This window comes from Nocardia asiatica NBRC 100129 (assembly GCF_000308415.1).
Lineage (GTDB): Bacteria > Actinomycetota > Actinomycetes > Mycobacteriales > Mycobacteriaceae > Nocardia > Nocardia asiatica.
Genome location: NZ_BAFS01000297.1, coordinates 1 through 25,871, shown reverse-complemented (window position 1 = coordinate 25,871; position 25,871 = coordinate 1). Strand labels below are relative to the sequence as shown.

At 68.8% G+C, this 25,871-nt stretch carries 20 protein-coding genes; 9 read left to right on the top strand and 11 right to left on the bottom strand.

The window, feature by feature from the left end; translation table 11 throughout:
- The first annotated feature begins 256 nt into the window (after window positions 1-256).
- The 4 genes from ON27_RS45915 (at window position 257) to ON27_RS29145 (ending at window position 4,530) form a co-directional block, all read left to right on the top strand.
- The gene (locus ON27_RS45915; protein WP_373282802.1) at window positions 257-571 is read left to right on the top strand and encodes an aminotransferase class V-fold PLP-dependent enzyme; all 315 of its coding nucleotides are present in this window, start codon (window positions 257-259) and stop codon (window positions 569-571) included.
- 936 nt (window positions 572-1,507) lie between these two features.
- Window positions 1,508-2,464, top strand: a complete 957-nt coding sequence (locus ON27_RS29155) for a ParA family protein (RefSeq protein ID WP_245560272.1) — start codon at window positions 1,508-1,510, stop codon at window positions 2,462-2,464.
- Window positions 2,465-2,534: 70 nt separating this feature from the next.
- Window positions 2,535-3,548 carry a ParB/RepB/Spo0J family partition protein gene (locus ON27_RS29150; RefSeq protein WP_043734607.1) on the top strand — a complete coding sequence of 338 codons (1,014 nt, stop codon included), beginning with the start codon at window positions 2,535-2,537 and terminating at the stop codon, window positions 3,546-3,548.
- Window positions 3,549-3,801: 253 nt separating this feature from the next.
- The gene (locus tag ON27_RS29145) at window positions 3,802-4,530 is read left to right on the top strand and encodes a hypothetical protein (RefSeq protein ID WP_043734605.1); all 729 of its coding nucleotides are present in this window, start codon (window positions 3,802-3,804) and stop codon (window positions 4,528-4,530) included.
- A 72-nt stretch (window positions 4,531-4,602) separates the two neighbouring features.
- On the opposite strand, the gene ON27_RS29140 is transcribed toward ON27_RS29145, so the two are convergent.
- The 8 genes from ON27_RS29140 to ON27_RS29105 form a co-directional block, all read right to left on the bottom strand.
- Window positions 4,603-5,796 (bottom strand): N-acetylmuramoyl-L-alanine amidase, encoded by a 1,194-nt coding sequence (locus tag ON27_RS29140; protein ID WP_043734601.1) that lies wholly within the window; start codon window positions 5,794-5,796, stop codon window positions 4,603-4,605.
- A 158-nt stretch (window positions 5,797-5,954) separates the two neighbouring features.
- Complete coding sequence (trxA, locus tag ON27_RS29135) at window positions 5,955-6,287, bottom strand: thioredoxin (RefSeq protein WP_043734598.1); 333 nt, start codon at window positions 6,285-6,287, stop codon at window positions 5,955-5,957.
- A gap of 54 nt (window positions 6,288-6,341) precedes the next feature.
- On the bottom strand, window positions 6,342-7,358 hold the full coding sequence (trxB, locus tag ON27_RS29130) for a thioredoxin-disulfide reductase (RefSeq protein ID WP_043734596.1): 1,017 nt from the start codon (window positions 7,356-7,358) through the stop codon (window positions 6,342-6,344).
- A gap of 108 nt (window positions 7,359-7,466) precedes the next feature.
- Window positions 7,467-8,255, bottom strand: a complete 789-nt coding sequence (locus ON27_RS29125; RefSeq protein ID WP_043734594.1) for an RsmA family anti-sigma factor — start codon at window positions 8,253-8,255, stop codon at window positions 7,467-7,469.
- A gap of 102 nt (window positions 8,256-8,357) precedes the next feature.
- The gene (gene sigM, locus ON27_RS29120) at window positions 8,358-8,939 is read right to left on the bottom strand and encodes an RNA polymerase sigma factor SigM (RefSeq protein WP_043734622.1); all 582 of its coding nucleotides are present in this window, start codon (window positions 8,937-8,939) and stop codon (window positions 8,358-8,360) included.
- 299 nt (window positions 8,940-9,238) lie between these two features.
- Window positions 9,239-12,988, bottom strand: coding sequence for a murein biosynthesis integral membrane protein MurJ (locus ON27_RS29115; RefSeq protein WP_043734591.1), 3,750 nt, complete (start codon window positions 12,986-12,988; stop codon window positions 9,239-9,241).
- Window positions 12,989-13,982: 994 nt separating this feature from the next.
- Entirely contained in the window at window positions 13,983-16,574 is a 2,592-nt protein-coding gene (locus ON27_RS29110) for a DUF6049 family protein (protein WP_043734589.1), read from the bottom strand.
- Complete coding sequence (locus tag ON27_RS29105; protein WP_043734587.1) at window positions 16,571-17,107, bottom strand: NUDIX hydrolase; 537 nt, start codon at window positions 17,105-17,107, stop codon at window positions 16,571-16,573. Before ON27_RS29105 ends, ON27_RS29110 begins: the two co-directional genes overlap by 4 nt.
- A gap of 622 nt (window positions 17,108-17,729) precedes the next feature.
- Here ON27_RS29105 and ON27_RS29100 point away from each other — a divergent pair.
- Complete coding sequence (locus ON27_RS29100; protein ID WP_043734584.1) at window positions 17,730-19,190, top strand: CCA tRNA nucleotidyltransferase; 1,461 nt, start codon at window positions 17,730-17,732, stop codon at window positions 19,188-19,190.
- 5 nt (window positions 19,191-19,195) lie between these two features.
- On the opposite strand, the gene ON27_RS29095 is transcribed toward ON27_RS29100, so the two are convergent.
- The gene (locus tag ON27_RS29095; protein WP_043734582.1) at window positions 19,196-20,011 is read right to left on the bottom strand and encodes a hypothetical protein; all 816 of its coding nucleotides are present in this window, start codon (window positions 20,009-20,011) and stop codon (window positions 19,196-19,198) included.
- Between the two features lie 137 nt (window positions 20,012-20,148).
- Between ON27_RS29095 and ON27_RS29090 the strand changes: the two genes are divergently transcribed.
- Genes ON27_RS29090 through ON27_RS29080 form a run of 3 tightly spaced genes read left to right on the top strand, consistent with a single transcriptional unit; the run spans window position 20,149 to window position 22,474 of the window.
- Entirely contained in the window at window positions 20,149-20,904 is a 756-nt protein-coding gene (locus tag ON27_RS29090; protein ID WP_083887867.1) for a LamB/YcsF family protein, read from the top strand.
- A gap of 8 nt (window positions 20,905-20,912) precedes the next feature.
- Entirely contained in the window at window positions 20,913-21,620 is a 708-nt protein-coding gene (locus ON27_RS29085; RefSeq protein WP_083887866.1) for a 5-oxoprolinase subunit B family protein, read from the top strand.
- Window positions 21,617-22,474, top strand: a complete 858-nt coding sequence (locus ON27_RS29080; RefSeq protein ID WP_043734579.1) for a 5-oxoprolinase subunit C family protein — start codon at window positions 21,617-21,619, stop codon at window positions 22,472-22,474. Before ON27_RS29085 ends, ON27_RS29080 begins: the two co-directional genes overlap by 4 nt.
- On the opposite strand, the gene ON27_RS29075 is transcribed toward ON27_RS29080, so the two are convergent.
- Entirely contained in the window at window positions 22,444-24,108 is a 1,665-nt protein-coding gene (locus ON27_RS29075) for a glycoside hydrolase family 183 protein (RefSeq protein ID WP_051047091.1), read from the bottom strand. The genes ON27_RS29080 and ON27_RS29075 overlap by 31 nt on opposite strands.
- A 282-nt stretch (window positions 24,109-24,390) precedes the next feature.
- On the opposite strand from ON27_RS29075, the gene ON27_RS40125 reads away from it, so the two are divergent.
- On the top strand, window positions 24,391-24,903 hold the full coding sequence (locus ON27_RS40125; RefSeq protein WP_051047090.1) for a hypothetical protein: 513 nt from the start codon (window positions 24,391-24,393) through the stop codon (window positions 24,901-24,903).
- On the opposite strand, the gene ON27_RS29065 is transcribed toward ON27_RS40125, so the two are convergent.
- Window positions 24,893-25,871 (bottom strand): MFS transporter (locus ON27_RS29065; RefSeq protein WP_043734577.1); only part of this gene is annotated, 979 nt, incomplete at its 5' end. The two genes, ON27_RS40125 and ON27_RS29065, sit on opposite strands and share 11 nt — an antisense overlap.

Genomic DNA, 25,871 nt, shown 5'->3' with positions numbered 1-25,871 from the left:
AGATCGGCCTCGCGGAATCCATCGCCTGTCGGTGCTCCGGATTTACCTCAAGCCTCGGCGTTGCGGGGACTCAATGGCCGGCGTGCGTCGGAGGGCGGGGTGCGTCGGGAGGGCGGCGCGGGTCGGGGGCGGGGTGGCGTCGAGGAGGGCGGCGCGGGTCGGGGGCGACGTGGGTCGGGAGGTTGGCGTGGGTCGGAGGGCGACGCAGGTCGGAGGTTGGCGTGGGTCGGGAGGTTGACGTGGGTCGGAGGTTGGCGTGGGTCGGGAGATCGGCGGGCGTGGGTCGGGAGGTAGGTGCGGGTCGGGAGGTCGGCACGAAGCCGGGTCGCTGAAAGTGCTCGGCGCCGCCGCGTTGGCCGCCGCCTGTGACGCGCTCTGTGCCATCGACGCGGAAACCCTCGCCGCGCACGAACACCGGCTGGCCGACCGGCTGCGCGACGGCTTGGCCGCGATTCCCGGCGTCCAACTGCTGCGCATCTGGACCGACAGTCCGGACGCATGGCGTCGGCTGGATATAGCGCAACGATGGCGATCGCGTGAGCGGGAACCGTCGTTCGGTGCAACCAGATGACTAGTCACAGGTGGCGCGCCGTCGGTCGGGTGCTGCTGCTCTGCGTTCAGGAAGTGACCGTATCGCTTGATTCACGTGAAACATCCGCCTTAGGGGAACAGTTTGCGATCAGAAGGCGAGTTAGCTTCGGCGTCCCCGGCTTGGTGGATGGGGAGGATCGGATGGCCCGGGCACTTCGCCCACAGCACCGTCAGGAAAGCCATGCCGCTCGCGGGGGCGCTTCGTTGGTCGGCATCTCAGAGCTGGCGCCTTGCCCGAGAGCACTGCCACGGGCCGGTGCTGAATCAACCTGATGCTGACCCTGTTCGATATTCCTTCCTCCATGACGTCCACGCCTGTCGAGCAATGGACTACCCCATCGGACAACGCTTTCGTTTGTACAGCCGCGGATCGGAGACGCCTACGGTGCGGTGCGTTCCGCGACAAGGATCTGCAATGCGAAGTCCCGGGTCCGAAGAGGCGGGCCGAGGTGCGTGGAGGCAGGACGACCGAACCAGCACCGCGAGTAGCTATCCGATATCCCGACGACTCACGTGCGGTCCCCCACAGCTGTCGACCGGTCGGAACGTCGGTGCACGGGCGATGTTTCATGTGAAACAACGGGCGCGTCGGTGTGAATTGATGCGGTTTTGCGTGTCGTATTGCGCGTCGCCGCGATTCAGCTTTCTTAAAGCGCTCAGTGCTGGCAAGCTAGTGGGCGTCGGGCGTGAGCGTTGTTGCCACGGAGGGATCTGGTTGTCACAGCGGCGAGAAACTCCGCTCGGTCGATCGGACGCCGCGAACCCGGTTGTGCATCGTGTTCGATCCGACAAAGGCTGTTGCAGGCACGACGTCGACCCGTCGCGCGCGCGTGTCCTGAAGTTCTCGGGTTAGGAGCTGTCTATGTCGAGCGGTCCGGCGAATGTTTCACGGGAAACGACGTCGCGCGTGCCGGGAATGCTGGACTCCAGCAATTTCGACGCGGAAGCATTCGGAAGCACACCGTTCGGGCACATCTCCCCCAGCGAGACCCCGATAGCTGCCGAAGCGCAACGTGCAAGTCAGGTCCTCCATCCAGGAAAGGTGACTGTGCCGAAACCGCACGAGCAACGCATCATCACCATCGCCAATCAGAAAGGCGGCGTCGGGAAGACGACCACCGCCGTGAATCTGGCGGCTGCGCTGGCGCATCAAGGGATGACGGTTCTCGTGATCGATCTCGATCCACAGGGCAATGCCAGCACCGCCCTGGGTATCGAACATCATTCGGGTGTTCCCTCTAGTTACGAGTTGCTCATCGGCGAGGTTTCGGTTCGGGACGCGATCCAGACGAGTCCGCACAGCGACCGCCTCCTGTGCATCCCCGCGACCATCGACTTGGCGGGCGCCGAGATCGAACTCGTGTCGATGGTCGCCCGGGAGGGCCGGTTGAAAGCGGCCATTCAGGAGGCGAATATCGCCGGATACGACATCGATTACGTGATGATCGACTGCCCGCCTTCGCTGGGGCTGCTGACGGTGAACGCCCTCGTCGCGGCGAAGGAGGTGCTGATCCCGATCCAGTGCGAGTACTACGCGCTGGAGGGTGTCGGCCAATTGCTTCGCAATATCGGTCTGGTGCAGGCGCACCTGAATCCGGAACTCCACGTCTCGACCGTGATCCTCACGATGTACGACGGCCGCACCAAACTCGCCGACCAGGTCGCCGAGGAGGTCCGCGGTCACTTCGGTGATGTCGTGCTGCGGTCGGTGATTCCGCGCAGCGTGAAGGTGTCGGAGGCGCCGGGTTACGGCATGACGGTGCTCGATTATGATCCAGGCTCCCGGGGCGCGATGAGCTACCTGGATGCCGGACGTGAGATGGCGGCCCGCGCGGTGGTCCCGCAGGCCGCCGCGGCGAAGTCGGCGGAGTGACTCGGTCAGCCGAGTCGACGCTCGGCACAGTCCGGTTTGGTGGCGGAACGAGGAAGGGGTCGGTAGACCGATGAGTCAGGCGAAGAAGGGTGGGCTCGGGCGCGGTCTCGCCGCACTGATCCCGACGACACCGACGGCCACACCGGGTCTCAGCAGCGCCGCTGCGAGTGTCATCGGTCTGGATCCGGTCGGGCCGCAGCCGCCCTCGACCTACCTGCATCGGCTACCCGATCCCGCCGACAACGCGGAACTCGAGGTCGGCGGCGCCGTCTACCGGGAGATCCCGCCGGACCAGATCGAGCCGAACCCGAAACAGCCGCGCACGGTCTTCGAAGAAGACGCACTCGCCGAGCTGGTGCATTCGATCCGCGAGTTCGGTCTGATGCAGCCGATCGTGGTGCGCCGGACCGAACCAGGTGTGGACCGCTATCAGCTGGTCATGGGTGAGCGGCGCTGGCGAGCCTGTCAGGAAGCGGGCCTGGCGGCCATCCCGGCGATCGTCCGGGAGACCGCGGACGAGTCGATGCTGCGCGACGCCCTGCTGGAGAACATCCACCGGGTACAGCTGAATCCGCTCGAAGAGGCGGCGGCCTACCAGCAACTGCTGGAGGAATTCGACGTCACCCACGAGGAATTGGCTGCTCGAATCGGCCGCTCTCGCCCAGTGGTGACGAATATGATCCGTCTACTGAAGTTGCCGATCCCGGTGCAGCGCCGGGTCGCGGCGGGCGTACTGTCCGCCGGGCACGCGCGAGCACTGCTCGGTCTCGAAGCGGGTGCGGACGCTCAAGAGGTGCTCGCCGCCCGGATCGTCGCCGAGGGACTCTCGGTCCGGGCTACCGAGGAAGCCGTCATGCTGGCGAACCGAGAGCAGGACGCGGCCGCACCCTCTCCCGTGGCGCGGCGCAAGCCGATCGAGATGCCGGGCTTACAAGCCGTGGCCGATCGACTGTCCGGCTCGTTCGATACTCGGGTTCTCGTGAGTATGGGCAAGCGCAAAGGCAAGATCGTCGTCGAGTTCGGGTCGGTCGAAGACCTCGAACGCATCGTCGCCCTGATGGAGCAGAACGCCCCCAATGTGTGACAGAAGTGACGAAATTTAACTTGTGGTTTCGATAGGTGCGGGCCCCGGCCAGAAACGTCACTGTGACGGCAGGGATTCGCGCGGTCGTGGAGCGCGCCTCGCCTCCCCGGCGAAGCAACACAAGTTCTTCTGACCAACAGCACAGCGACATGGAATGAGGCGGGTTCTCGTTGATCGCTTATTCTTGCTGGCGAGCGAACTTTGATGCGACGTGAGCGTGGATGAATCGGACAGCTGGAGGCTGAGCAGAGCGGTGTCGACCAGCGTCACAGCACTAACCCTCGGCGGACTGGAAATGCTTCCCGCGCATGCGCGCCGTTGTGTGTTCTGGGAGATGGACCCCGCGGTAGCGGAGGATTCGCGAAATTTCAGCGATCCGGTCTTCGAGAAGGAAGCCTGGCTGTCCACGGTCATGCTCGAGTGGGGCTCGTGCGGACAGGTAGCGAACGTGGACGGCAATGTGGCCGGCTGTGCGCTCTACGCACCGCCGAGCGCGGTACCCAGGGCCGCGCTCTTCCCCACCTCCCCGGTAAGCCCGGACGCGGTCCTGCTGACCACGCTGCGGGCCGAATTCCCCTACCACGATGCCGACGTTGCCCACCGCTTGATCCAGGCCGTGGTAGCCGATCTGGTGCGGCGCGGCGTGCGCGCGTTGGAGGCATTCGGCATCCGCACCGAACCGCCGACGCATGCGCTGTCCGAGCGATTCGGCTCGATGACACTACTGGAGCGGATCGTCGCTCCGATCAAGAGTGCGAGCGCGGCGGGCGCCGCGACCGAATGCTCTCCCGAGAGCTGCATGATCGACGCCGACTTCTTGGAGGACGTCGGCTTCGAGATCGTGGCCCCGCATCACCGCTTCCCCCGCCTGCGCTTGGAGCTCGACTCCGACCACGGCTGGAAGGAAGACGTCGAACGGGCGCTGGATCAGCTGCTCGCGGCGGCATCGATGACCGCACCGACCCGCATCGGGGCGCGCTGAGATAGACGCTCGAAGCGCCCCCTGCCGAGATGAAAAGGCACGGGGCGCTTCGCTTTGTCGAGAAGACGGGGACTACATCCGGTCGGCGGCGGCCAGCTCTTCGGCCAGTAGCTCCGCGAAAGTATATGTGCCGGTGGGCTGATCGTCCTGGCCGAGCAGGTACAGCCGCTTCACCGAGATCAGGATGGCTTCGGCGATCACGTCGCGCATGCGCGGGTTGGTGAGCACCGAGGCGTCGTAATCGTTCGTCAGATAACCGATGTCGACCTGCACGGTGGGCATTTTGGTGAGCCGCAACAGATCCCAGGTGCGCGCGTGAGTACGGCAGTCCTGCAAGGAGGTTCGCGCGACGACTTCTCGCTGGATGAAGCCGGCCAGCACCTGGCCGATCATGGACACCGAGCCGTGCGAATTGCCGAAATAGAATCCGGCCACGCCGTTGGCCAGCGGACTCGGGTTGGTGGCACAGCGCAGCGAGATCATGAGGTCGGCGTCGAACGCGTTGGAAGTGTCCGCGCGTTCGACGTCGGTGGGGTTGGCGCCCCACGGACGGGACAGGAAGGTCTCCATCCCCGTGGCCGCCATCCGCCCTTCCAGCCGGCTCGCGAGGTCCCACAGGATCTCCGACTCGTAGACGTCGCCGTACTCGGTGGGCACGGCGCATCCCTTGTCCGGGCCACCGAGCCCGGGATCGATGACGATCCGCTTGCCGGTCAGCTGTGGACCCGCCCGGTGCACCACCTCTTCCTCGGCGATCCGATGTGGGTTGCCACCGGTCACCCTGGCGCCGAGCAAGTCGAGCGAGCGAAGCGTGTCCGGACCGCAGATGCCGTCGGCCGACAGCCCGATCTCGCGCTGGAAAGCGGTCAGCGCGTCATGGGTGTGCGGACCGAAGTAGCCGTCGACGCGGTGCACGTAGAAACCGAGGTCCTGCAGTCTGCGCTGCAACGTGGCCACGTCGTCGCCGTACAGCGGCGCGGACAGCTGGTAGATCAGCGTGCGCGCGCCGAGCCGGTAGGACGCTTCCTTCAGTGCCCGGTAGGTGGCCGGACCGACCACGCCGTCGACGAGCAGACCGCGATGCTGCTGGAACGCGCGAACCGCTGAGTCGAGGCTGTGATCGAAGGAGACCTCGGTGTCCTTCCAGTATTCGCGTGCGTCCGAGTGGTCGGTACTGACGTGCGCGTGTAGGAACCCGAGGCTTGCCAGGGTGCTCCGAACCTCTGCTACGGCTGGACCGGAATCGCCGTGACGAAGTCGGTGCATGCGTGAGAGCCCTTTCCTTCCGTCAACCCGCGGGTACCCACTCATGCGATGGGATACACCTTCGCACGACCGGAGCGTCGGTCGATTGTCTCAGACCCGGACCAGGTTTCGACAATCCCGGGTCCAGGCATCGTACGGCGCGTCGTCGGGTCGCGTCGTCAGATGACGTCTTCGAGTTCGCGCAGAAGAGCCGCTTTTCCCTTCGCTCCGACGATCTGCTTGACCGGCTTACCACCGCGGAACAGCATCATAGTGGGCAGCGAGAGGATCTGATAATCGCGGGCGGTGTTGGGGTTGGCATCCACGTCCAGCTTCGCGACGGTCAGCTTGTCCGCGTGCGCGCCCGCGATTTCCTCCAGGACGGGTGCGACCATCTTGCACGGCCCGCACCAGTCGGCCCAGAAATCGACGAGGACGGGCTTCTCACTCAGCAGCACGTCGTCGGCGAAGGACGCGTCGGTGACGACGACCGTGTTGGCGGATTTGGACATAGATGTTCTCCTTGCGGTACAGCGAGACGAAAGATCAGCGGCTCGGGCGCGAGCTCAGTTGGCGGGGACGGCCACCGACTCACCCGCGTGCTCGAGGGTGTTCGAGGTGATGTCGCCTTGCTCGGCCAACCAGCGCTCGGCGTCGATGGCCGCTCGGCAGCCGGTGCCTGCGGCGGTGATCGCCTGCCGGTAGGTGTGGTCGACCAGATCGCCCGCGGCGAAGACGCCGGGGATGTCGGTCGCCGTCGTCGGATGCTGGACCTGCACGTATCCCTCGTCGTCCAGGGCTACCTGGCCCTTGACGAGCTCGCTGCGCGGGTCGTGACCGATCGCGACGAACAGGCCGGTGGCGGGCAGGTCGGAGGTCTCGCCGGTGCGGGTGTCGCGCAAGGTCAGGTGGGTGACGCTGTTCTCACCGTGCACCTCGACCACTTCGGCGTTGAGCACGAACTTGATCTTCTGGTTCGCCTTCGCGCGCTCCAGCATGATGCGGGAAGCACGGAATTCCTCGCGGCGGTGCACGATGGTGACGCTGGAGGCGAACTTCGTGAGGAAGGTCGCCTCTTCCATCGCGGAGTCGCCGCCGCCGACCACCACGATGTCCTGGCCCTTGAAGAAGAAGCCGTCGCAGGTGGCGCAGGCGCTGACGCCGCGGCCGAGCAACCGCTGCTCACCCGGAACGTTCAGGTAGCGCGCGGCCGAGCCCATGGCGAGGATCACGGCGTAGGCCTCGAAGGTTTCGCCGCCGACCACGACCTTCTTGACCGGGCCGGTCAGATCGATGGCGTCCACGTCCTCGGTGCGGATCTCCGCGCCGAACCGTTTGGCCTGCTCGCGCATCTCCTCCATGAGATCCGGGCCCATGATGCCCTCGCGGAAACCGGGGAAGTTCTCGACCTCGGTGGTGGTCATCAAGGCACCGCCGAACTGGGTCCCCTCGAACTGCAGCGGCTGGAGTTCGGCGCGGCCGGCGTAGACGGCGGCGGTGTAGCCGGCGGGTCCGGAGCCGACGATGATCAGGTCGCGAACTGGCGTGCCGGTGTCAGTCGTTCGCTCGCTACGCTCGCTCATGGGGCCCTTTCGGGAAGATTCGTTCGGACGTCTCGGTCAACAACAGGGTAATGGCTGTTGTTCCCGCGTCGCCCGGGTCACACCGTGCACGTGGCCCAGGTCGCAACGTCAACCGATGTCCTGCAGCGCTCTGCGCTGTGGATCACCTGTATCGCAACCGGTTCCGACCACCAGCGCGGTGATCTTGGGCGGGCGCGGCCCGTTGAGCAGGATGAGCACCGCGTTGCCGCCCTGGAACCTGATGTCGGTGGAACCGAGCACCGTGCGGTCGAGTCCGTTCGCCGAGACGCAACGCTCGAGTGCGCCCGGGCCTGCCAGCGAGCCGGTGACGTTGTGCCGCCCGAGCGCACTGAGGGCGGCTGTGGCGGTGAGGTCCTCACCCAGACCGTCGGGGCCGGTGGTGGGCTGTGCGGTGGGCGCGGGAGCGTCCTCGTCGCGCATTGTCGAGACGAATACACTCGCGCACGCCACTGTGACGATCGTCGCGGCCGCTGCGGCCAGCCAGCGCAACCTGCCGCGGCGACGCTCGTCGAGAACGATCGGCGCTGGCGCGGAAACCTCTGCCGGGCGGTCGGATTCGTCCGCCGGTGGGCGCGGCAGCCGGTGAACCGCGGCATCTTCCGTCGGCGCGTCCTCGGGCGGTTCCAGCGCGTCGACGAACAGCGCGAGGCGGGCAGCCACATCCTCGGGCATCGAGTGAACGATGCGCTCCTCCCGGCCGAGGGTGCGCAACTCGGCGCTGACCTCGTCGAGCGAGCGCAGATAACGCATGGCTTCCGGATCGCGCGACACCACTGGCCACAACTGCGCGCGCTGCTCCGGCGTCACATTGTCGGCGTGCAGGTCAGCCAGCAATTCGGAGGTGAACGGGGGCTGCGGCACGGACCAGGTCGCCATCGCACCTCCGTTGTTCGCATCTGACATCGCGGGTATCCCCTCGCCGACGGGGACTGCCTGTGGATCGTTCAGTGGTTCGTCACTGTTAATGACGCATCCCAACTACTTCCGGTTCCCCGGATCACGCAGAAAATCCAATCGCTCTTTCAACCGCTGCCGTGCGCGGGCGCACCGGCTTTTGATCGTTCCCTCGGGCACACCGAGCAAGGCGGCCGCCTCGGCCACGCTATACCCCTCCACATCGACCGCGACGAGCGCGGTCCGCTGATCCGGCGGCAACGAGAACAGCGCGCGGTCGATGACCATCGACGTCTCCACCTCGGCCATCTCGTCGCGATCGTACGTGGGCTCCGGCATCGTCTCCGGCGTCAGCGACAACGCGCGCCTGGTCTTGTTGCGGCGGATCCGGTCCAGGCAGGCGTTCACCACGATCGCGTGCAGCCAGCTGCGCACCTCGGACTCCGCGCGAAACGAGGCGGCCGTGCGATGCGCCGACAACAGCGCGTCCTGCAGCGAATCGGCCGCGTCCTCGCGCGTGTAGGACGTGCGCAGCGCGGTCTGCCAGAGATGATCGTTGTGCCTGCGCAGCAACTCGGCGAACGCGTGCCGCTGACCGCGGACATGCGCCCGCAACAGTTCGACATCGGTGTACTCGCCGGGCGCGAACGAACGCTGATGACACACCACCTGTCGCGACGTCCCCCCGCCAAACTCCTCGTTCACTTCGGACGACAAATGCCAACCCCTTGGACAGCTCTCACGGCGGCAACGGGCACGGTTTGACCGTCACCGAGATCTCGCAGCATCCAGGATCGAAACACCGGAACCTGGGAAGCTCCCCTGCTGAGAGCGCCCGAAGATCATAGCGTCCGTGAAGATTTGGCAGCAACCGAACTCAGCGGCCGAGTACGGCGGAATACGCGTGGCTCAGCGTCGCATCGGAACGGCCCGCACGCGGAAGGGTGCGGCCGAAGAGAACCGGCCTAGGGCGCGGCGTCGAGACGAATATCGGCGATAGCGGTCTGGAACTGTCCTCCGGAGTTCCCCAGTCCGGTGATCCAGACGAGAACGTAGCGGGCGGCCTGGTCGGCGCGCACGGGGATGTCGGTGACGCCGTCGTCCAGCCGGGCGGAGCCGATCAGCTGGGTCTGATCCAGCGTCGGCGAGCCGGTGGGCGAGGTGCGGATCTCCACCGACGTGCCCGCGCTGGGCGAGTTGATCGAGACGTTCGTGAGCGTGGCGGGGGCTGGCAGCGTAGCCAGCAGCCCGACCCCCTTCTTGAGCGCCGGGAACTGCTGGAAGTACTGGTCGGTGCGCCACTGGGTGCCAGGATCGTTGTCCAGCACCGCCTGGACGTTGGCCACGCCGTCGGCGGTGCCCTCCGGCGAGAACACCGACACGCCGGTCACCGGGACCGGAACACCGGTCGTCGTCAGGTTCGGGCCCGCGGCCGCCGGTGTCGGCACGGGCTGGTTGTTCGTGGTCAGGCCGATATTGCGCTGCTCGTTCAGCGGCGCGTCCGACGCGCTGGGCGCGAACACACTGACCATCCACCAGATCACGATGCCGACCACCAGCGCGGCGAGGATGCCGAGGCCGACCATGATCCACATCATGCGCTGGGAGCGTTCGCGTTCGGCCGCGAGCAGTTCCGGATCGGCCAGCGAGTCGTCCATGTTCGCGGGCGCGCGCTGGCCGAGCCGCAGCACCGGGATGAAATCGGTCTTCTGATCGACCACCGATGCCTGCTCCAGCACGTGCTGGACCGTGGCGGCGGTGCGCACGCCCTTGTTCGACTCCAGCGAGCGCACGGCGACCGCGGAGATCTCGAATGGCACCTCCGGGCGGATCTGCCTCGGCTCCACCGGCGTGCCGTCCGGGCCGAAGTCGGCCAGCCGCAGTCCGCCCACCGTCGCCGCGCTGCCGGTGACGCCGCCGGAGCGGATCGGCCAGCGGGCGGTGATCAGCGCGTAGAGCATCGCGCCCAGGCCGCGCACGTCGGACTGCGCATCGGAGTCCGACAGCGTGCCGGGGAAGGCGAGCACCGCGTCGCCGGAGGCGCTGATGCGCACCCGGTCGGGATGGTCGATGGACAGCGATCCGCCGCCGCGGTGAGCCAGCTCGGCCGCCGAGGCGAGGGCGCGAATGGCGCGCGCCGCACCGATCGGCGAGGGCACCGTCTCGGCCATCTCGCGCAGCGATCGGCCCGGCGTCCACTCCGCCACCACGATGCCGCCGGAGCTGCCGCGCACGACGTCCAGCACGCGGGCGAGGCCCGGCGAGTTGATCCGGCCGAGACGCAACGTCCGCGACAGGATCGCCTGCGGGCCGTCCTGGCCGGAGTTCTCGGTGGCCTTCTGGTCGGCGTCGACGAAGGTCAGCGCGACCTCACGATCGAGTTTGATGTCCAGCGCCTGCCAGAACCGCAGACCGCGAGCCCCGCCGTGGCCGGCCAGCAGGCGGTAGCGCCCGCCGGCCACCGAAGCGCCCGGTATCAGCTTGGGACCGCGCGGAATCCGCCGGGCGCCCAGGTTCTCACCGCCCATCGGGGGCATCTCCGGCGAGCCGATGGGGATCATCCCCGTGTCGTACATCGGATCGCGTGGCGGCAGCTGGTTGTCCTGCGGTCTCGCCGCGGCCTGATCCGGCGGAGCCGTGCCCGATTCCGTGTTCGCGTACGCGGGATCCAACGGCTCCCCCGCGGTCGGCGGTACATCGGTGGACAGTCCGCCGGGCGTGGTCGCAGAAGAATCGGCGGCTGGGACGCCGCCCACCGCGTCGTCGCTCACCCTCGGTCCTCCTTCGCCCTGGTATGTCGAGGTTCCGGCGAATTCGCCACTTGTGCTTCTCTGCCGAACAGGGTACGGGAACTCACCCACGCCGGTGCGGTCAACGGCATCGGGTCTGATCACAGGCAGCACCATCGTCTGGGCGTCCATGTACGGATCGAACCGCGGGTAGTCCAGATACGAGTCGGGCCTGCGCAGTACCTGCGTGACGTAGGGATCTTCGACCGGGCTCTCCAAGTCGAGATCCGGGGCAGGCGGGGTCCAGCCGAGACGCCGGGAGATGGCCACGGTGATCGCGACGATCTCCGGGATACCGGCGAGTCGCATGAGGCCGAACGCCACCGCGAACATGACGATCGCGGTGATCGCCACCCGGATCAGCGAACCGGGTCCGTGGAAGGACGCGGTCAGGCGATCCAGTCCGAGTACCCGGTCCACGATCCACATCACCGCGCCGCCCGCGAGCGACGCAAGTACGACACGCGTCACCGTGCGGCCGACATTGGCCATCCGGAGATCCCCCAGACTGCGGTGCAGCAGATAACCGCCCACCACGGCGCCGACCGCGAAGCCGAGCCCGTTCGCGACGCCGAGCGCGATCACCACGTGCTCCGCGTCGGTGAGCACCGGAGCCAGCGCAGAGAAGACGATCTTGGCGGCGGTGATGCCGAGGATGATCCAGGTCGGGATCCACGCCTGCTCCCTGGCATAGAACACCCGCAGGTGGATCAGCACGAGCGAGTAAGGGATCAGCGCGAACGCCGACCAGCTGACCGCGAGCCCGAGACGTTCGGCGTCGGAGCCGAAGTTGCCGTAGCCGTACAGCGCTTGCCCGACCTGCGGACCGGCCAACGTGAGGAAGGTGACCACCGGGACAAGCGCGATCATGGTCAACCGAGTGGCGGCGGAGAGATCGTCGACCACCGCCGGCGTGTCGTCGGCGGCGGCGTTGCGGCTCAACCGCGGCATGATCGCGGTGAGCACGGTGACGCCGAGCACGCCGTAAGGCAGTTGCAGCAGCAGCCACGCGTTGTTGTAGATCGCCGGACCCGCGGCGTCGGCGTGCGAGGAGATCCGCGTGGCGAAGACGAAGCCCGCCTGGCTGATCAGCACGTACAGGATGATGGCCGCACCCATGCCGCCGAACTGCTTGAGGCGGGCGTCGATCCCCCAGAGCGGGCGCAGGTCGATGCCGGCCCTGCGGATCGCCGGAAAGAGGCTGACCGCCTGCACCACCACGCCGGTCGTGACGCCGACGCCGAGCACCAGCAGCTTCGGGTCGCTCATCCGGACCGGGTCGAGCGTGATCTCCCCCGGCATCAGGACGTACAAGCCCAGCACGGTCAGGACGACCAGGTTGTTCAGCACCGGAGCCCACGCGCCGGGCTTGAACATCTGCCGGGTGTTCAGGATCGCCGTGAGCAGCGCCGACATGCCGTAGAACAGGATCGCGGGCAACAACAGGAAAGCCAGCGCCGTGGTGAGCGCGGTGTTGACCTTGCCGTCGTCGGACAGGAAGACGTGCGTGGTCAGCACCGGCGCCGCGGCCGTCGCCAACAGCGCCGCGGTGGCCAGGACCACGAACGCCGCGGTCACCAGACGCCGGACGAACGCCGCACCGCGATCGGGGTCCTCCTGCTCCGCGCGCACCAGCGTCGGCACCACGATCGCGGTGAGCACCGCACCGAGCACCAGTTCCGCGATCATGTTCGGGATCTGGCTGGCGACGGTGAACGCACTGGCGATCGCGGGGCCGAGCACGGTCAGCAGCATCAACTGCTTGCCGAAGCCGGTGATTCGGCTGATCAGCGTCGCGAACGCGATCGATCCGGAGTCGCTGAGCAGCCGGGAACTCGCACTCTGCTTCGCGTCCTCCGCCTTCGGCGGCTCGGCGGCGCCGGTCGCGGCGGGCCACTCCCTGGTCCGTGGGCGATCCGGTTCCACGGGCTCGTGCCGGACCGGGGCAGCGGGCCGCTGCCGAGGCGGTGGCGGAAACTGCTGCGGCTGCGGCGGGGCGTAGCGCGGCGGCGGCACCCGATCGGATTTCGGCGCGGCGGTCGGTATGGGGCCCGACTGAGGTGGGCGTTGCGCGGCCGGGATCGGACCCGATTGCGGGGGCCTCGGCACCGCGGGCATGGCGCCGGAGCGGGGTGGACGCGGCGTGACCGGCAGCGCGCCGGACTGCGGTCCACGAGGCGCGGCCGGTGGCGCCTGCCGGGGCGCACTGGCCGGTAGCGGGCCGGACTGGCCAGGCCCGGGACGGGCCGGACCAGGCGGCGCCGGGTGTGGTTGTGGTCCCGGACCAGACGGTGGCGCCGGGCGTGGGTGTGGTCCGGGGCCCGGCGGCGGGGCGGGGTGTGGCTGTGGTCCGGGGCTTGGCGGCGGGGCCGGGTACTGCCGCTGTCCCGGATGCGGCGCGGAGCCGGGCCGAGGCGGTGGCGGCACCGGCGGACGCTGCGGCCTCGGCGGAACCGCGGGCGGCGGCTGCATGCCCTGACCCGGCCGTGGCTGTGGTGCGGCGGCGGGACGACTGATCTGCGGCACTCGCGGCGCCGGCCCGTCGTGGTACGCACCGCTGTTCACGTCCGGGTTCTCGGCTTCTGATGGTGCGGGGCCGCGCTCCCACGGCGCGGCTGGCGCACGCCGAAGCGGCGGCCCGTCGAGCCGTTCGTTTGGTCGAGGGCGATGAGCCGATATGTCATCGTCGCTCATCATGCCTCCTGTACCAGCCGGGATGTCCGCACCCCCGTCGGTGCGGTGAGCCGCGGCTCGCCGCAACGGTTGGCCGTGACCGGTGACCATTCTGTCAGTGGTCCCCGTCCGTGCCGGACCGGCCCGGGAACACCGTGATTGTCCTCCACCGTGCCACACGACACCGCGATGCACCACATCGACGCAGGTAGACGCGGTTCGCGCGGCCCCGTCGGAGCGGGACCGGTCACCGCGTCTCCTGGAGCTGCTCCTGCTGCTGTTCCTCCGCCTGCAGTACCCGCCTGCGCGCCCGCCGGTACCGGTTGACCCGGCGCCTGGTGCCGGGATCGAAACCTTCGTCCGCCGGATCGGGCTGCCCGCGGAACCGGCGCCACAAACGGCGACCGGCCAACAGGAGCAGCAGGAGTGCGGCGCATCCGGTAATTATCGCCAAGGCCTGACCGTAGGCGTTCGAACGCACCGACACCTGCGTGGGATTGCCCAGGGCGACTTCCTCCGGCGTGGTGAGCGAGATCGGAATGACCAGGTTGCGGCTGTCGCGGACCTCCGTCGGGATCTGGAAGGACCGTGACCCGTTCGCCGGGAGCTGCTGTTCGCCCGGATCGGTGATGTCCGTGCCTGCGGGCGCCTCGATCCGGAACCTGACCCGGATGGCCACCGGCAGGTCATTGCGCGCGACCAGCAGCAAAGGGCTCTGTTCGGAGGCGAGGGTGTACACCCCGCCCGGCGGAAGCACGGTGACCGAGCGATACAGCTTGTCCATCGTTCGCGTGTTCTTGTCCAGCCTTCGCTGGGCGAACGTGTCCGGTGGCGCGGCATCGCCCGCACGCCGATCGGAGAGGCTCAGCACGCGCAGCAGATCGTCGCGCAGCGGCGTCAGGAAGTCGTGCGGCGTCGGCTCCGCTTCCGGCACGTCCACCAGCGCGCGCATCATCTCGGTGATCCGGCGGCTCTGGTCGCGCACGGGCGGCACGAACCGTTCCGGCACCGCGTCCTGCGCCGCCTGCGGCAGATAGTCCAGCTGGTAGGGCTGCGGGGCCGGCGGCAGCGCGACCAGATCGTGGAACGTGCGCGCGGTGGCGAGATCGCCGCGCAGCAGCAGGTCGACCTGCCGCAGCAGCGCGGTGGCCTCGTCCCGGTTTGCCCCCCACTGCTGCGGGGGGACGAGCAGCAGCGAACGCGGCCGGTTCGCCTCCGGATGCAGCGCGCTCCACGAGATCGCCCCGAGCGCGTCCTGCAGGCGTGCCGCACGCGAGTCGTTGGTCACGTCGTAGCGGACCCGGGACGGGGTGAACGGTGGCGTGGGCGGATTCGAGCCCACCGCGGCGAGCGCCGTCGCCGACCAGATGTCGAATGTCACCGCGTGCAACGCCGGATCGGCGGCCGGGGCGGGTGCACTCGCGGCGGGCGCTGGATTGCCGGTGACCGGCGGTGCCGGCGCGGGTGCGGCCGGCTGCTGGATCGCGGTGATCTCGGGCAGCCGGACCACTTCTGGGCTCACCGGGTCCGGCGTCGAGGCGGCATCGTTCGAACCGGCAGTGGCGGGGCCGCTATCACTGCTGGACTGCGCCCAGTCAACGCTGCCCTGCGGAACGGCCGCCGTCGAGGCCAGCACGGCGGTGCTGAAACCGTGACTGCGCAGCAGCGAACCCGCCCCCGCGTCGATGCTGCCGGAATCCGGCAGGCTGACCCCGCGCACCGATCGGGTGGCCAGGATCGAGTCGATGATGTCGGCCGGTTCGGTGATCGCGCGCGCCGACAGCAACGGATCATGGACCGCGGCCAGCGCGCTGAGGTCGACCTGCGCGAACGGCAGCGCCACGGTGCACATCGACCCGGCCAGCGCGCGCAACCGGTCCAGCCAGACCTGTGCCTGCTCGGCGCCCGCGCCCGCCCTGGTCGCGCCGTCCGGATCCGACGGGCTGGCCAGCACGCGGTAACCGTTGGTCATCGCGCGCACCGTGAGCAACAGGTCGGGGTCGACGGCGAGGCACACGGCCGAGGTCAGCTCGGCGTTGCGGCTCGCGCCCGGGCTCGATACGCCCTCCAGGGCGGCCAGCAGCTGATCGAGACGGCCGCCCTTGCCCAGCGAAGCGGCCAGTTCGTCGTCGGTGAGCTCCACCTTGCCGTCCACGTTTCCCGGACGACCGCCGACCTGCCTCGGCCGGTCGGCCAGCGGCCACAGCAACGTCGTGGCCACCGGCGCGTCGGTGGGGGCGGGCACCGGCGCGGCCGGGGAGCCCGTGTCCTCGCTCGCGGTCGGCGGCACGCCCAGCACCGGAAGCAGGAACCTGGCGTCGTCCAGGCGGGCCTGCGTGCCGTAAGCCGGCTCCCCGTTGACGTTCAGCAACAGCGGGTAGACGCCCGGCTCCGTGATTCGCAGCGAGGTGGCGCCGCTTTCGGAGCGCAACGGGATGCTCAGCGTGAACTGCTTGCGCTGACCCGGATTCAGTCGCTGCGCGACATCCTCGAACTCACCGTTGAGGTCGTAATTGACCTCGTCGAGGCGCAGCGTGGCACGCAACCCGACCGGCGTGGTGATCGCCGCTGCCCGCTGGATGCGGATGCTCACGTCGTCCACCACACGGTCGCCGATATTGGTGACCGTGCCCGAGACCGTCAGCAGCGAGTCGCTGGTGGTGGTCACCGTGGTCGGGGTCACCGAATCCAGGGACAGCTTGAGGAACTTGGGACTCGACGAGGTACCGGACCCGGCCGGTTGCGCCTCGGCCGACGCGGAATCGAGCAGTGGCAGCGTCGTCACCGGGCCGAGGATGGTCAGGACCGCCACGAAGATCCGGAACAGTCCACGCGTCATCGCTTGCCGGTCTCCATCCGGTCGATCAGCTTGTTCGCCATCTCCGCCAGCCGCCGCTCGTCCGCGTAGGCCAGCCGAGAATCCAGTTCGCTCAACGGCACCCAGGCGACCTGGGTCACTTCCACGTCGGCGTCCGACAGTTCACCACCGACCGAACGCAGCAGATAATGATGCACCGTTTTGTGTACCCGCCGACCGTCGGTCACGAACCAGTAATCGATGCTGCCGAGTTCGGCGACCACCACACCATTGATGCCGGTCTCCTCGGCGACCTCGCGGATCGCGGTCTGCTCGGCGGTCTCACCTTCTTCGATATGTCCTTTGGGCAGCGACCACAGTAACCGCCCACGGCGATCCGTGCGTCCGATGAGCGCGGCGCTACGAGATTCCCGCGGCCCGTCCAAGCCGTCGACGACCAGTCCCCCCGCCGAGGTCTCCCGCACCGTGCGCATCCGCGGCTTCGCGGCATTGGCGGCCGAACCGCGGCGCCGAGGCTGGCGGCGTCGACTGTTCGCACGATCGGCCGGAGACACCTGGCAATCCTACTGTGTTTGATTTGCAGCGCCTGCGGCGCTGCGTGTTCGCGGCCCCTTTGGGGCTCGCGTTTGCGCGGCCGCCGCTTGCTCCTTCGTCGCTTGCGCGGCGGCCGCGCAAACGCGAGCCGGGCCGCGAACGGGCAATGCTCGGTCTCGCTCCGCTCGAAAGTCGTGGTTGAGGTGCGCTGGGCGCGTGGGGGTGGTGGAGCACGGGCATCGTGGATGCGGCTGGCTTCATCGTGGCCTGGCATCTCGGCATGGCGGCGCTTGCTTCTGCGTCGCGTGGCGGCCGCGCGAACGCGAGCCGGGCCGTGAACGGGCGATGCTTGGTTTCGCTTCACTTGAAACTGCGCTGTGAGGGTGGGTGGCGGAGTGTGGGGCGTCGCGCGTGGCTTGGGGCTTGGCTATGAGCGGAATGCTCGGGTTCGTCACATTGGACGTGTGGTGGCCGCGGGTTTGGGGATCGGGCGGTTGGTGTGGGGTTCTGGTACGCGGAGGTCGTAGTCAGTGGCGTTCGGAGGCCGCTGGCTGGGTTGATGTCGGAGTCCTTATATATCTGGGCCTACTGCGGGGGCTGCGCCGCCGTATTCGCTGTGGCGGCTCGGTAAGCTGCTCATTCGTGGTTTCGCCGAAGTCCGAGGACGCTGCGCTGGATAGACGTACCCGATTGCTGGCCGCGGCGGCGGTGACGCTCGGGGGGCTGTCGGATGTGCTGACGCCCCTCGGCGAGATGTTCGCGGCGCGAGGGCACGAGCTGTACCTGGTCGGCGGCAGCGTGCGGGACGCGGTGCTCGGCCGGCTCGGAACCGACCTGGATTTCACCACCGACGCGCGGCCGGAGACGGTGCAGGACATCCTGCGCGGCTGGGCCGATCACCTGTGGGATACCGGCGGTCTGGCGTTCGGCACGGTCAGCGCGGCCAGGGCAGGCCAGCAGCTGGAGATCACGACGTTCCGGGCGGACAGCTACGACCGAGTGTCGCGCAACCCCGAGGTGACCTTCGGCGACTCGCTCGACGAGGACCTGGTGCGCCGGGACTTCACGGTGAACGCGATGGCGGTGCGGATCGGCGCGGACGGCGCGCTGGAGTTCATCGACCCGCTCGACGGTATGACCGCCCTGCTCGAGGGCGTGCTGAACACGCCGGCCGCGCCGGAGGATTCGTTCAACGACGACCCGTTGCGCATGCTGCGCGCCGCGCGGTTCGTCTCGCAGCTGGGCTTCGAGCTGCATCCCCGGGTGCGCGCCGCGATCACCGCGATGGCCGACCAGATCGACCGCATCACCGCCGAGCGGGTGCGGGTCGAGCTGGACAAGCTGATCGCGGGGGCGCATCCGATCGACGGCATCAACGTCATGTGTGAGACCGGGCTGGCGCAGCGGGTGCTGCCGGAGGTGCCCGCGATGAAGCTGGAGATCGACGAACACCATCAGCACAAAGACGTCTACTGGCATTCGCTGACCGTGCTGGAGCAGGCCATCGACCAGGAGGAGGGCGATCCCGACCTGGTGCTGCGCTGGGCAGCGCTGCTGCACGACATCGGCAAGCCCGACACCAAGCGCAACGAGCCGGGCGGCGGCGTCAGCTTCCACCACCACGAGGTGGTCGGCGCGAAGATGGTGCGCAAACGGATGCGGGCGCTGAAATATCCGAAGCAGTTCACCGAGGACGTGGCCCGGCTGGTGTTCCTGCACCTGCGCTTCCACGGCTACGGCAAGGGCCAGTGGACCGATTCCGCGGTCCGCCGCTACGTCACCGACGCCGACGACCTGCTCCCCCGCCTGCACAAACTCGTCCGCGCCGACTGCACCACCCGCAACAAGCGCAGGGCCGCCGCGCTGCGCGCCACCTATGACGAGCTGGAGGTGCGGATCGAGCGGTTGCGCGAGCAGGAGGATCTGGCCAAGGTCCGCCCGGACCTGGACGGCAACGCGATCATGGAGCTGCTCGGTCTCCCGCCCGGCCCGGAGGTCGGCCGGGCGTGGCGCCACTTGAAGGAACTGCGCCTCGACCGCGGCCCGCTCAGCCGGGACGAGGCCGAGGCGGCGCTGCTCGAATGGTGGAAGACGCAGAGCTGACCGGGTCAGAAGACGATCAGGGTGGTGCCGGCCAGGATCGCGGAGCGCATCTGGGCGAGATCGAACGACCCGGTGATTTCCGGCAGTTCGACGCGGAACCGGATCAGATCGCCCTCTCGGTCGGCGTGCGCGATCCGGGCGTTCTTGGGCAGGTGCTCGAGCGGCACGACCGGGATGTGGATCGCGCGGCGGGGTATCCGCACGCCGCACCAGGTCGCTCTGCGCACCTCGATGGACAGCCGGTTGTCGCGGACCGACGCGTCCACCAGCGCGGTGAGCAGTCGGCGGCGGTGCCGGGCTCGGATCAATCCGCTGGGGTGCACGTCCAGGATCCAGTCCAGGGGCTGGGTGTTCAGCCACCCGACCAGCGCCGCGGTGGTGACGGTGCCGTCGAGGTCGAGCCGGGCTGACCGCACCTTGGTCGGCACGCCCGGGATCAGGCGGACGCCGTGTGCGATGACGGTGACCGCCTCGATCGGGTGATCGTCCCAGCGCAGCCGCGACAACACGGTCTTGGTCTGGAAGTGCGCGCCGCGGCGCCGCACCTTGAGCACCTGCAAGGTGGCGTGCAGGTCGTGACCGAGCAGTGTGGCGCTGACCTCCTGCCCGCCGAACCGGCTCAGGATGCCCTCGCTGAGCATGGTCATCAGCACGTCGGGCAGCAACGCCGTGACGGTGCCCGCGCCGAGATCGGCGACCGGATCCATCCAGGCGGTGCTCAGCGCGACCCACTGCTCCAGCCAGGATTGATCGAACAGGCGCTTTCCGAGATCGACAGCCCGCAGGGGCGACCAGGACTTCGGATCGAAATACGTGGCCATGATTGAACTGAGCGTACTTGGCGCGGCGGGCCGAATCCGCGTGCTGTGACCCAGGTCGCGCGGGCGGCGCGTCCTTGCCCGGGAGTGCGCTCCGGCGAGAGAATCGTAATGCCGTAGGCAATAAATGGAGGACGTGCATGGCGCTGGATTTGAACAGTGACCTCGGCGAGGGCTTCGGACCGTGGACGATGGGCGACGACGCCGCCATGCTCGACATCGTCACCAGCGCGAACATCGCCTGTGGATTCCACGCGGGTGACCCTGCCATCATGCGCAGGACCTGTGCGCTCGTGGTGGAGAAGGGGGTGCGGATCGGCGCCCACGTGGGATATCGCGACCTGGCCGGTTTCGGTAGGCGAGAGATCGCCGTCGCGCCCGGCGAACTGCGCGACGAGGTGCTGTATCAGGTCGGCGGGCTCGACGCTTTCGCGAGAGCTGCGGGCGATCGGGTCCGCTACGTGAAACCGCATGGGGCTCTGTATCACTCGGCCGCGCGTGATCGGGATGTAGCCGACGCGGTGGTGGCCGCGATGGCGGAGTACGACCTGCGGCTCGCCCTGCTCGGCCCGGCGGGGACCCAGTTGGAGGTTGCCGCCGAGGCCGCAGGGGTGCGCTTCGTCGGCGAAGGTTTCGCCGACCGTGCCTACACGCCCGACGGCTCGCTTGCCGCGCGCGGTACGCCCGGTGCGGTGCTGGGACCGCAGGAGGCGGTCGCACAAGCCGTTTTGATCGCCAAGTCGGGCGCTGCCCGTGCAGCCGACGGCTCCGGCGAAGTCACGGTGCGCGCGGCGAGCATCTGCGTGCACGCCGACTCCCCCGCAGCGGTGCAGATCGCCCGGTCCATCCGCACCGCGCTGGACGAAGTCGGCGTGCCGGTCGAGCCATTCGGCTGAGGCCGGACATGACGACGGAGGGCCCGGTGACCCACGCGCAGCGGCAGGCGGCCGAGGAGGCGATCCGCGCGGCGGGCGATCGGGCGCTGTTGATCACCCCCCAGCGGCGTGACCTGGTCGCGGAACTCGTAGCGGCGCTGCGCGATCGCCCGGTACCCGGCGTGCAGGACATGCTTCCGGCAGCGGAAACCGTACTGCTGACGCTCGACGTGCCGCGCGATGGAGAAGCGGTCCGCCGTGCGCTGACGGCGCTCCTCATTTCCCTGCACGCCCAGCAGTCGACCGGTGTTTCGCGTGGAAAATTGCCGCACAACCCTTTCCGAACCGAACCGGTAGCGATCCCGGTGCGCTACGACGGCGCCGATCTCGACGACGTGGCACGGTTGCTCGAAATCACGACGGCGGAGGTGATCGCCGCGCACACGGGCACGGTGTGGCGGTGTGCCTTTGTCGGATTCGCGCCGGGCTTCGGCTACTTGGAAACGTCTGACGGCAGGTTCTCCGTTCCGCGCCGGGCACAGGCGCGTACATCGATTCCGGCAGGCGCGGTGGCGCTCGCCGGTGGATACAGCGCGGTGTATCCGCGCAGCACGCCCGGCGGGTGGCAGCTGATCGGCACCACCGACCTCAGGATGTGGGATGCCGAGCGGGATCCGCCCGCGTTGATCCGCGCGGGCGCAACCGTTCGGTTCGTCGACGCGAGGAGCGGCGGATGATCGTCGTCGACGAGGTCGGTCCATTGGCGACCATCCAGGATCTCGGGCGGCCGGGCTGGTTCGATTCGGGTGTCGGTGTCGCGGGGGCGGCGGACCGCGGGGCGCTGCGGCTGGCCAATCGGCTGGTCGGCAACCCGGAAGGCCATGCGGCGATCGAAGTGCTTCTCGGCGGGTTGGCCTTGCACGCAGACGAGCACGTCATGATGGCGGTCACCGGTGCGCCCGCGCCCGCGACCGTGGACGGCAGGCCGGTGGGGCACGCGAGCGTCCTGGAACTCGAGCCGGGCCAGGCCCTCCGGCTCGGCTATGCCTCCCGCGGACTGCGCAGCTACATCGCGGTGCGCGGTGGCGTCGACACACCGGCGACGCTCGGTTCCCGCAGCCGAGACACCATGTCCGGTCTGGGCCCGGAGCCTTTGGGCAAGGGGGATCGCCTCCCGGTCGGCCCATCGCCGCGCACGATTCCCATCGTGGACCTGGCCCCGGTGGCCGAATTGCCCGCCGACACCGTCACCGTTCGCGCCGTGCTCGGGCCGCGCGACGACTGGTTCTCCGACGCCGAGGCTTTGTTCGACGGCGAATGGGAGGTCTCCTCCGATACCGACCGGATCGGCGCGCGTTTGGATCGCCGCACCGGTCCACCGCTGACACGAGCGGTCACCCGCGAATTGCCGACCGAAGGGATGGCGCTCGGGTCGATCCAGGTGCCGCCGAGCGGACAGCCGGTCGTCTTCCTCGCCGATCACCCGATCACGGGCGGCTATCCGGTGATCGCGGTGCTGATCGAGGCCGACGTCGACGCCATCGCGCAAGCGCGACCCGGTCAGCCGGTGCGGTTCGTGCGCGCGGGCTGACCCCGGCTCACGCCTTGGTGCAGCCGGGCGTGCATGAGATACACGTTGTAGCTGTCCCATGCCGAGATCATGAAATACAGGTCCGCGCCGGTCGACCACGGATGGATGAACCCGCCGTAGGACTTCGGATAGTCCGCGGTGGACACCAGCGGGATCGCGTCCGTCCACGCGCCCTGCGGACTCGCCGCGGTACGCAGCACGATCGCGCCCCGCGCCGAATCCAGGTAGACCATCTGCCACTGCTCGGTCTCCCGGTCATAGCGCACAGAGAGTTCGCTGGCCATGCCCAGCACCAACGGGGTGGCCTGGTTCTCGGCGGCGGGCGCCCAGTCGCCGCCCACCCAGTACTGATAGGCGGATTTGTTGAGGATCTGGTGCGTGGGGACGCGGGCCAGGGCGATCAGGCCGATGCGCCCGTTGGGCGTGCCGAACATGTAGACGTAGTCGCCCTGCGGCACCATCGCCGCCACTTGGAATTTGCCGAGCCCGAACAGGTTGTCCCACTTGGCATGCTGATCTTTTCGCCAGGTCCGCCCGTGATCGTCGGAGTAGGCGATGCCGCCGTAGTTGGTCCACCACAGGCCCGGGATGCGGCTCCACCGGTTGACCGACATGTAGCTGAGGTAATGGCGGTTCCCGATGGCGAACCCGGAGGTCGGGATGGTGGTGGTCTCCCAGTTCTTGATCTTGCGGCTGCCCAGGATCTCGGCCGCGTGACAACGGCTGTCCTGGGCGAAGGTGTCCAGGGTCAGCCCGTCGGACAGATCGCGGTCGGTGCTGAAACCGATGACGTTGCTACGCCAGTCCTGATCGTCGTTGCCCGCGCCGCCGCCACCCCAGCCTTTGCCGAAGGTGTCGCCGAACACGACGGCGACCTCACCGGGCGCGGTCTCCCACATCAATCCGAGGTCGGTCCCGTCGACCTGCCAGCGCATGTCGGTGCGGTTCTCCGAGCCGTGCCCGGTCACCTGCCCGACCAGCCGGACCGACTCGACCGTCGGCGGGGCCACCGGCGCCGCGAGCGGACCCGGTTCCGCTGGATGGACCACGTGGGGCGGAGCGGGCTGTGGCTCCTCGCCCGGTCCGCCCGGCACCGGCACCGGAATCGGCTCGATCTCGGGCTTGAACTCGATGCGCGGCAGCTTCACCGGTGCGCCGGATCCCGAACCGGAACCGCTGCCCGACCCTGATCCGCTTCCCGACCCGGATCCCGAGGCAGAGCCGGAGGAGCCGGAACTCGAGCCGGTTCCGTCGTCGGCGCCGGTCTCCTCGTCGGCGCCGGTCTCCGGGGTGGGGCTCGGGTCGGGATCGGGCTCGGGGTGCTTCGGATCGTCCCTGATGTCCGGGCAGGGGTTGTCGCACGGATTCGCCGGCAGCGGGTCGGGGACGATGCGCGTGTTGTCCTGTGGCGGGTCGGGCACCGGAACGGGCGTGAGTTCCGGGATCGGCACCGGGATGTCGATCTGCGGCGGCAGCGGTGGCGGCGGGGGCTGTGCCGGATCGGGCTCGCGGTTGAGCGGGTCGAAACCGATCTCGCCGCAGCTGTTCACCGGCGGCGGCGCCCAGGGGAACGGCGCGGCCTGCGCGGTGGGCATCGGCACGGTGAGAGCGCCGGCGAGCAGTGCGCCGAGCATGGCAGGCGCCCAGGGGGATGCGGTTGCGGATGCGCGCGTCACGTCGGCCCGGCCGCGGCTATCCGGTGATCGAGCGCCCGGTGGCGGACCGAGTTTCCCCCGTGCCCAGCGATTCTCGTACCGCGTCGAGGTGGTGCACCGGAGAACCCATGTCGTGTTGACTCCTGTCGGTCGGCCGCTGGCGAGTCAACTTACCGGAACGACAGTCGCGAACGGGGGATGGTGAATCGAAAAGCCCGCGTGTGATGGAACCGGAGCGGCGCCGCGCGCGTCCAAGGACGTATGGAAGAGATCGAGTACGTGTTCGGTACCGGCGACGGAACGGTGCACGTCTGGACCAGCGAGGCCGACCTGGAACTCGGCGGCACGGGCACCGCCGACGCGGTGCGGCTGGATTTCGACGGGGACGGCATCGCCGACGACGCGCTGTGGGATTCGGCCGGCTCGGGCCACGCCGACATCGCGGCGCTGGATCTCGACGACGACGGGGTGCTCGACCACTTCTTCACCGATCCCACCGGCCTCGGCACGTGGAACCACCACGTCACCGGGTTGCCGGGCGATGCGGCCAGCGAGCCGCTGGACTGGACCGTGCGCACGGACGCGCCCGCACCTGATCATCCGCCCAACGCCGAACAGTTACCGGATTCGCCGCTGCCGGAGCCGGGTCAGGAAGACGCGTTATTCGACGGCGTTGCCGCGGGCCCGCTGCCCGAGCATGTCGCCCACTGGTTCGGCCGCGCGGGGCTCGGCCGGGACGGACGAAATCCCGGCGACGAGCCGTTCATCGCCTGAGCGCCCCGCGGCGCGTGTTCAACCCGATCGCGGCGATGCCCGCCGCGTAGATCGCCGCGCCACCCAGCACCACGACGGCCGAGCGGCCGTCGTCCGGAACGATCAGCGCGGCGATCGCGATCGCCAGCACGAACGCGATGTTGAAGACGGTGTCCTGCAACGCGAACACCTGACCGCGCCGGGCGTCGTCGATATCGATCTGCATGGTCGCGTCACCGGTCAGCTTGATCGTCTGGCCGGCCAACCCCAGCAGAAACGCGCCGACCAAGAGGAGTTCGTGCGCACGCTCCACCGCGGGCCCTGAGTCGGCGAACGCGATCGGCGTGACCAGCGTGAGTTGCACCAGCATCGCGAAGATCAGACCGGCGACCACGGTGCGCCCCCGCCCCAGCCGAGGGATGAGCAGCGGCGCGACGACGGCGGCCACCAGCATCCCCGCCGCCGTCGCGGCGATCGCGACGCCGAAACCGACCAGGCCACCGCTGAGTCCGGAGCCGTGTACCGGTGTCTGGCGCAAGACCAGCACCATGATCAGCGTGTTCACGCCGAAGACGATCCGATGCGTCCCGATGCCCAGCATCGCCGCCGTGACCACCCGCGACTCCCACACCGCCCGGGCTCCGGTGCGCAAACCGGTGGCGATGGCGTGCACGGTGTTCTCACCTTTCGCCGCGTCGGGCGCAGGCCCGAGCATGCGCGGCCGGAAGCCGGCCGCCAGTATCGCGCCGAGCACCGACCCGACGCCGCTGATCGCGACCGCGACCGCCGAGCCGAAGTCCCCCGCCCCGATCAACCCGATCACACCCACGGCGACCGCCGCGCCCAGCCCGGCGCACCCGGAGGCGACCGTGGCCAGCACCGAGTTCATCGGCACCAGCCACGCCTGCGCCAGCACCCGCGGCAGCGCCGCCGACACGCCTGCCAAGACGAATCGGCTGACGCCCACCACCGTCAAGGCCAGCAACAGC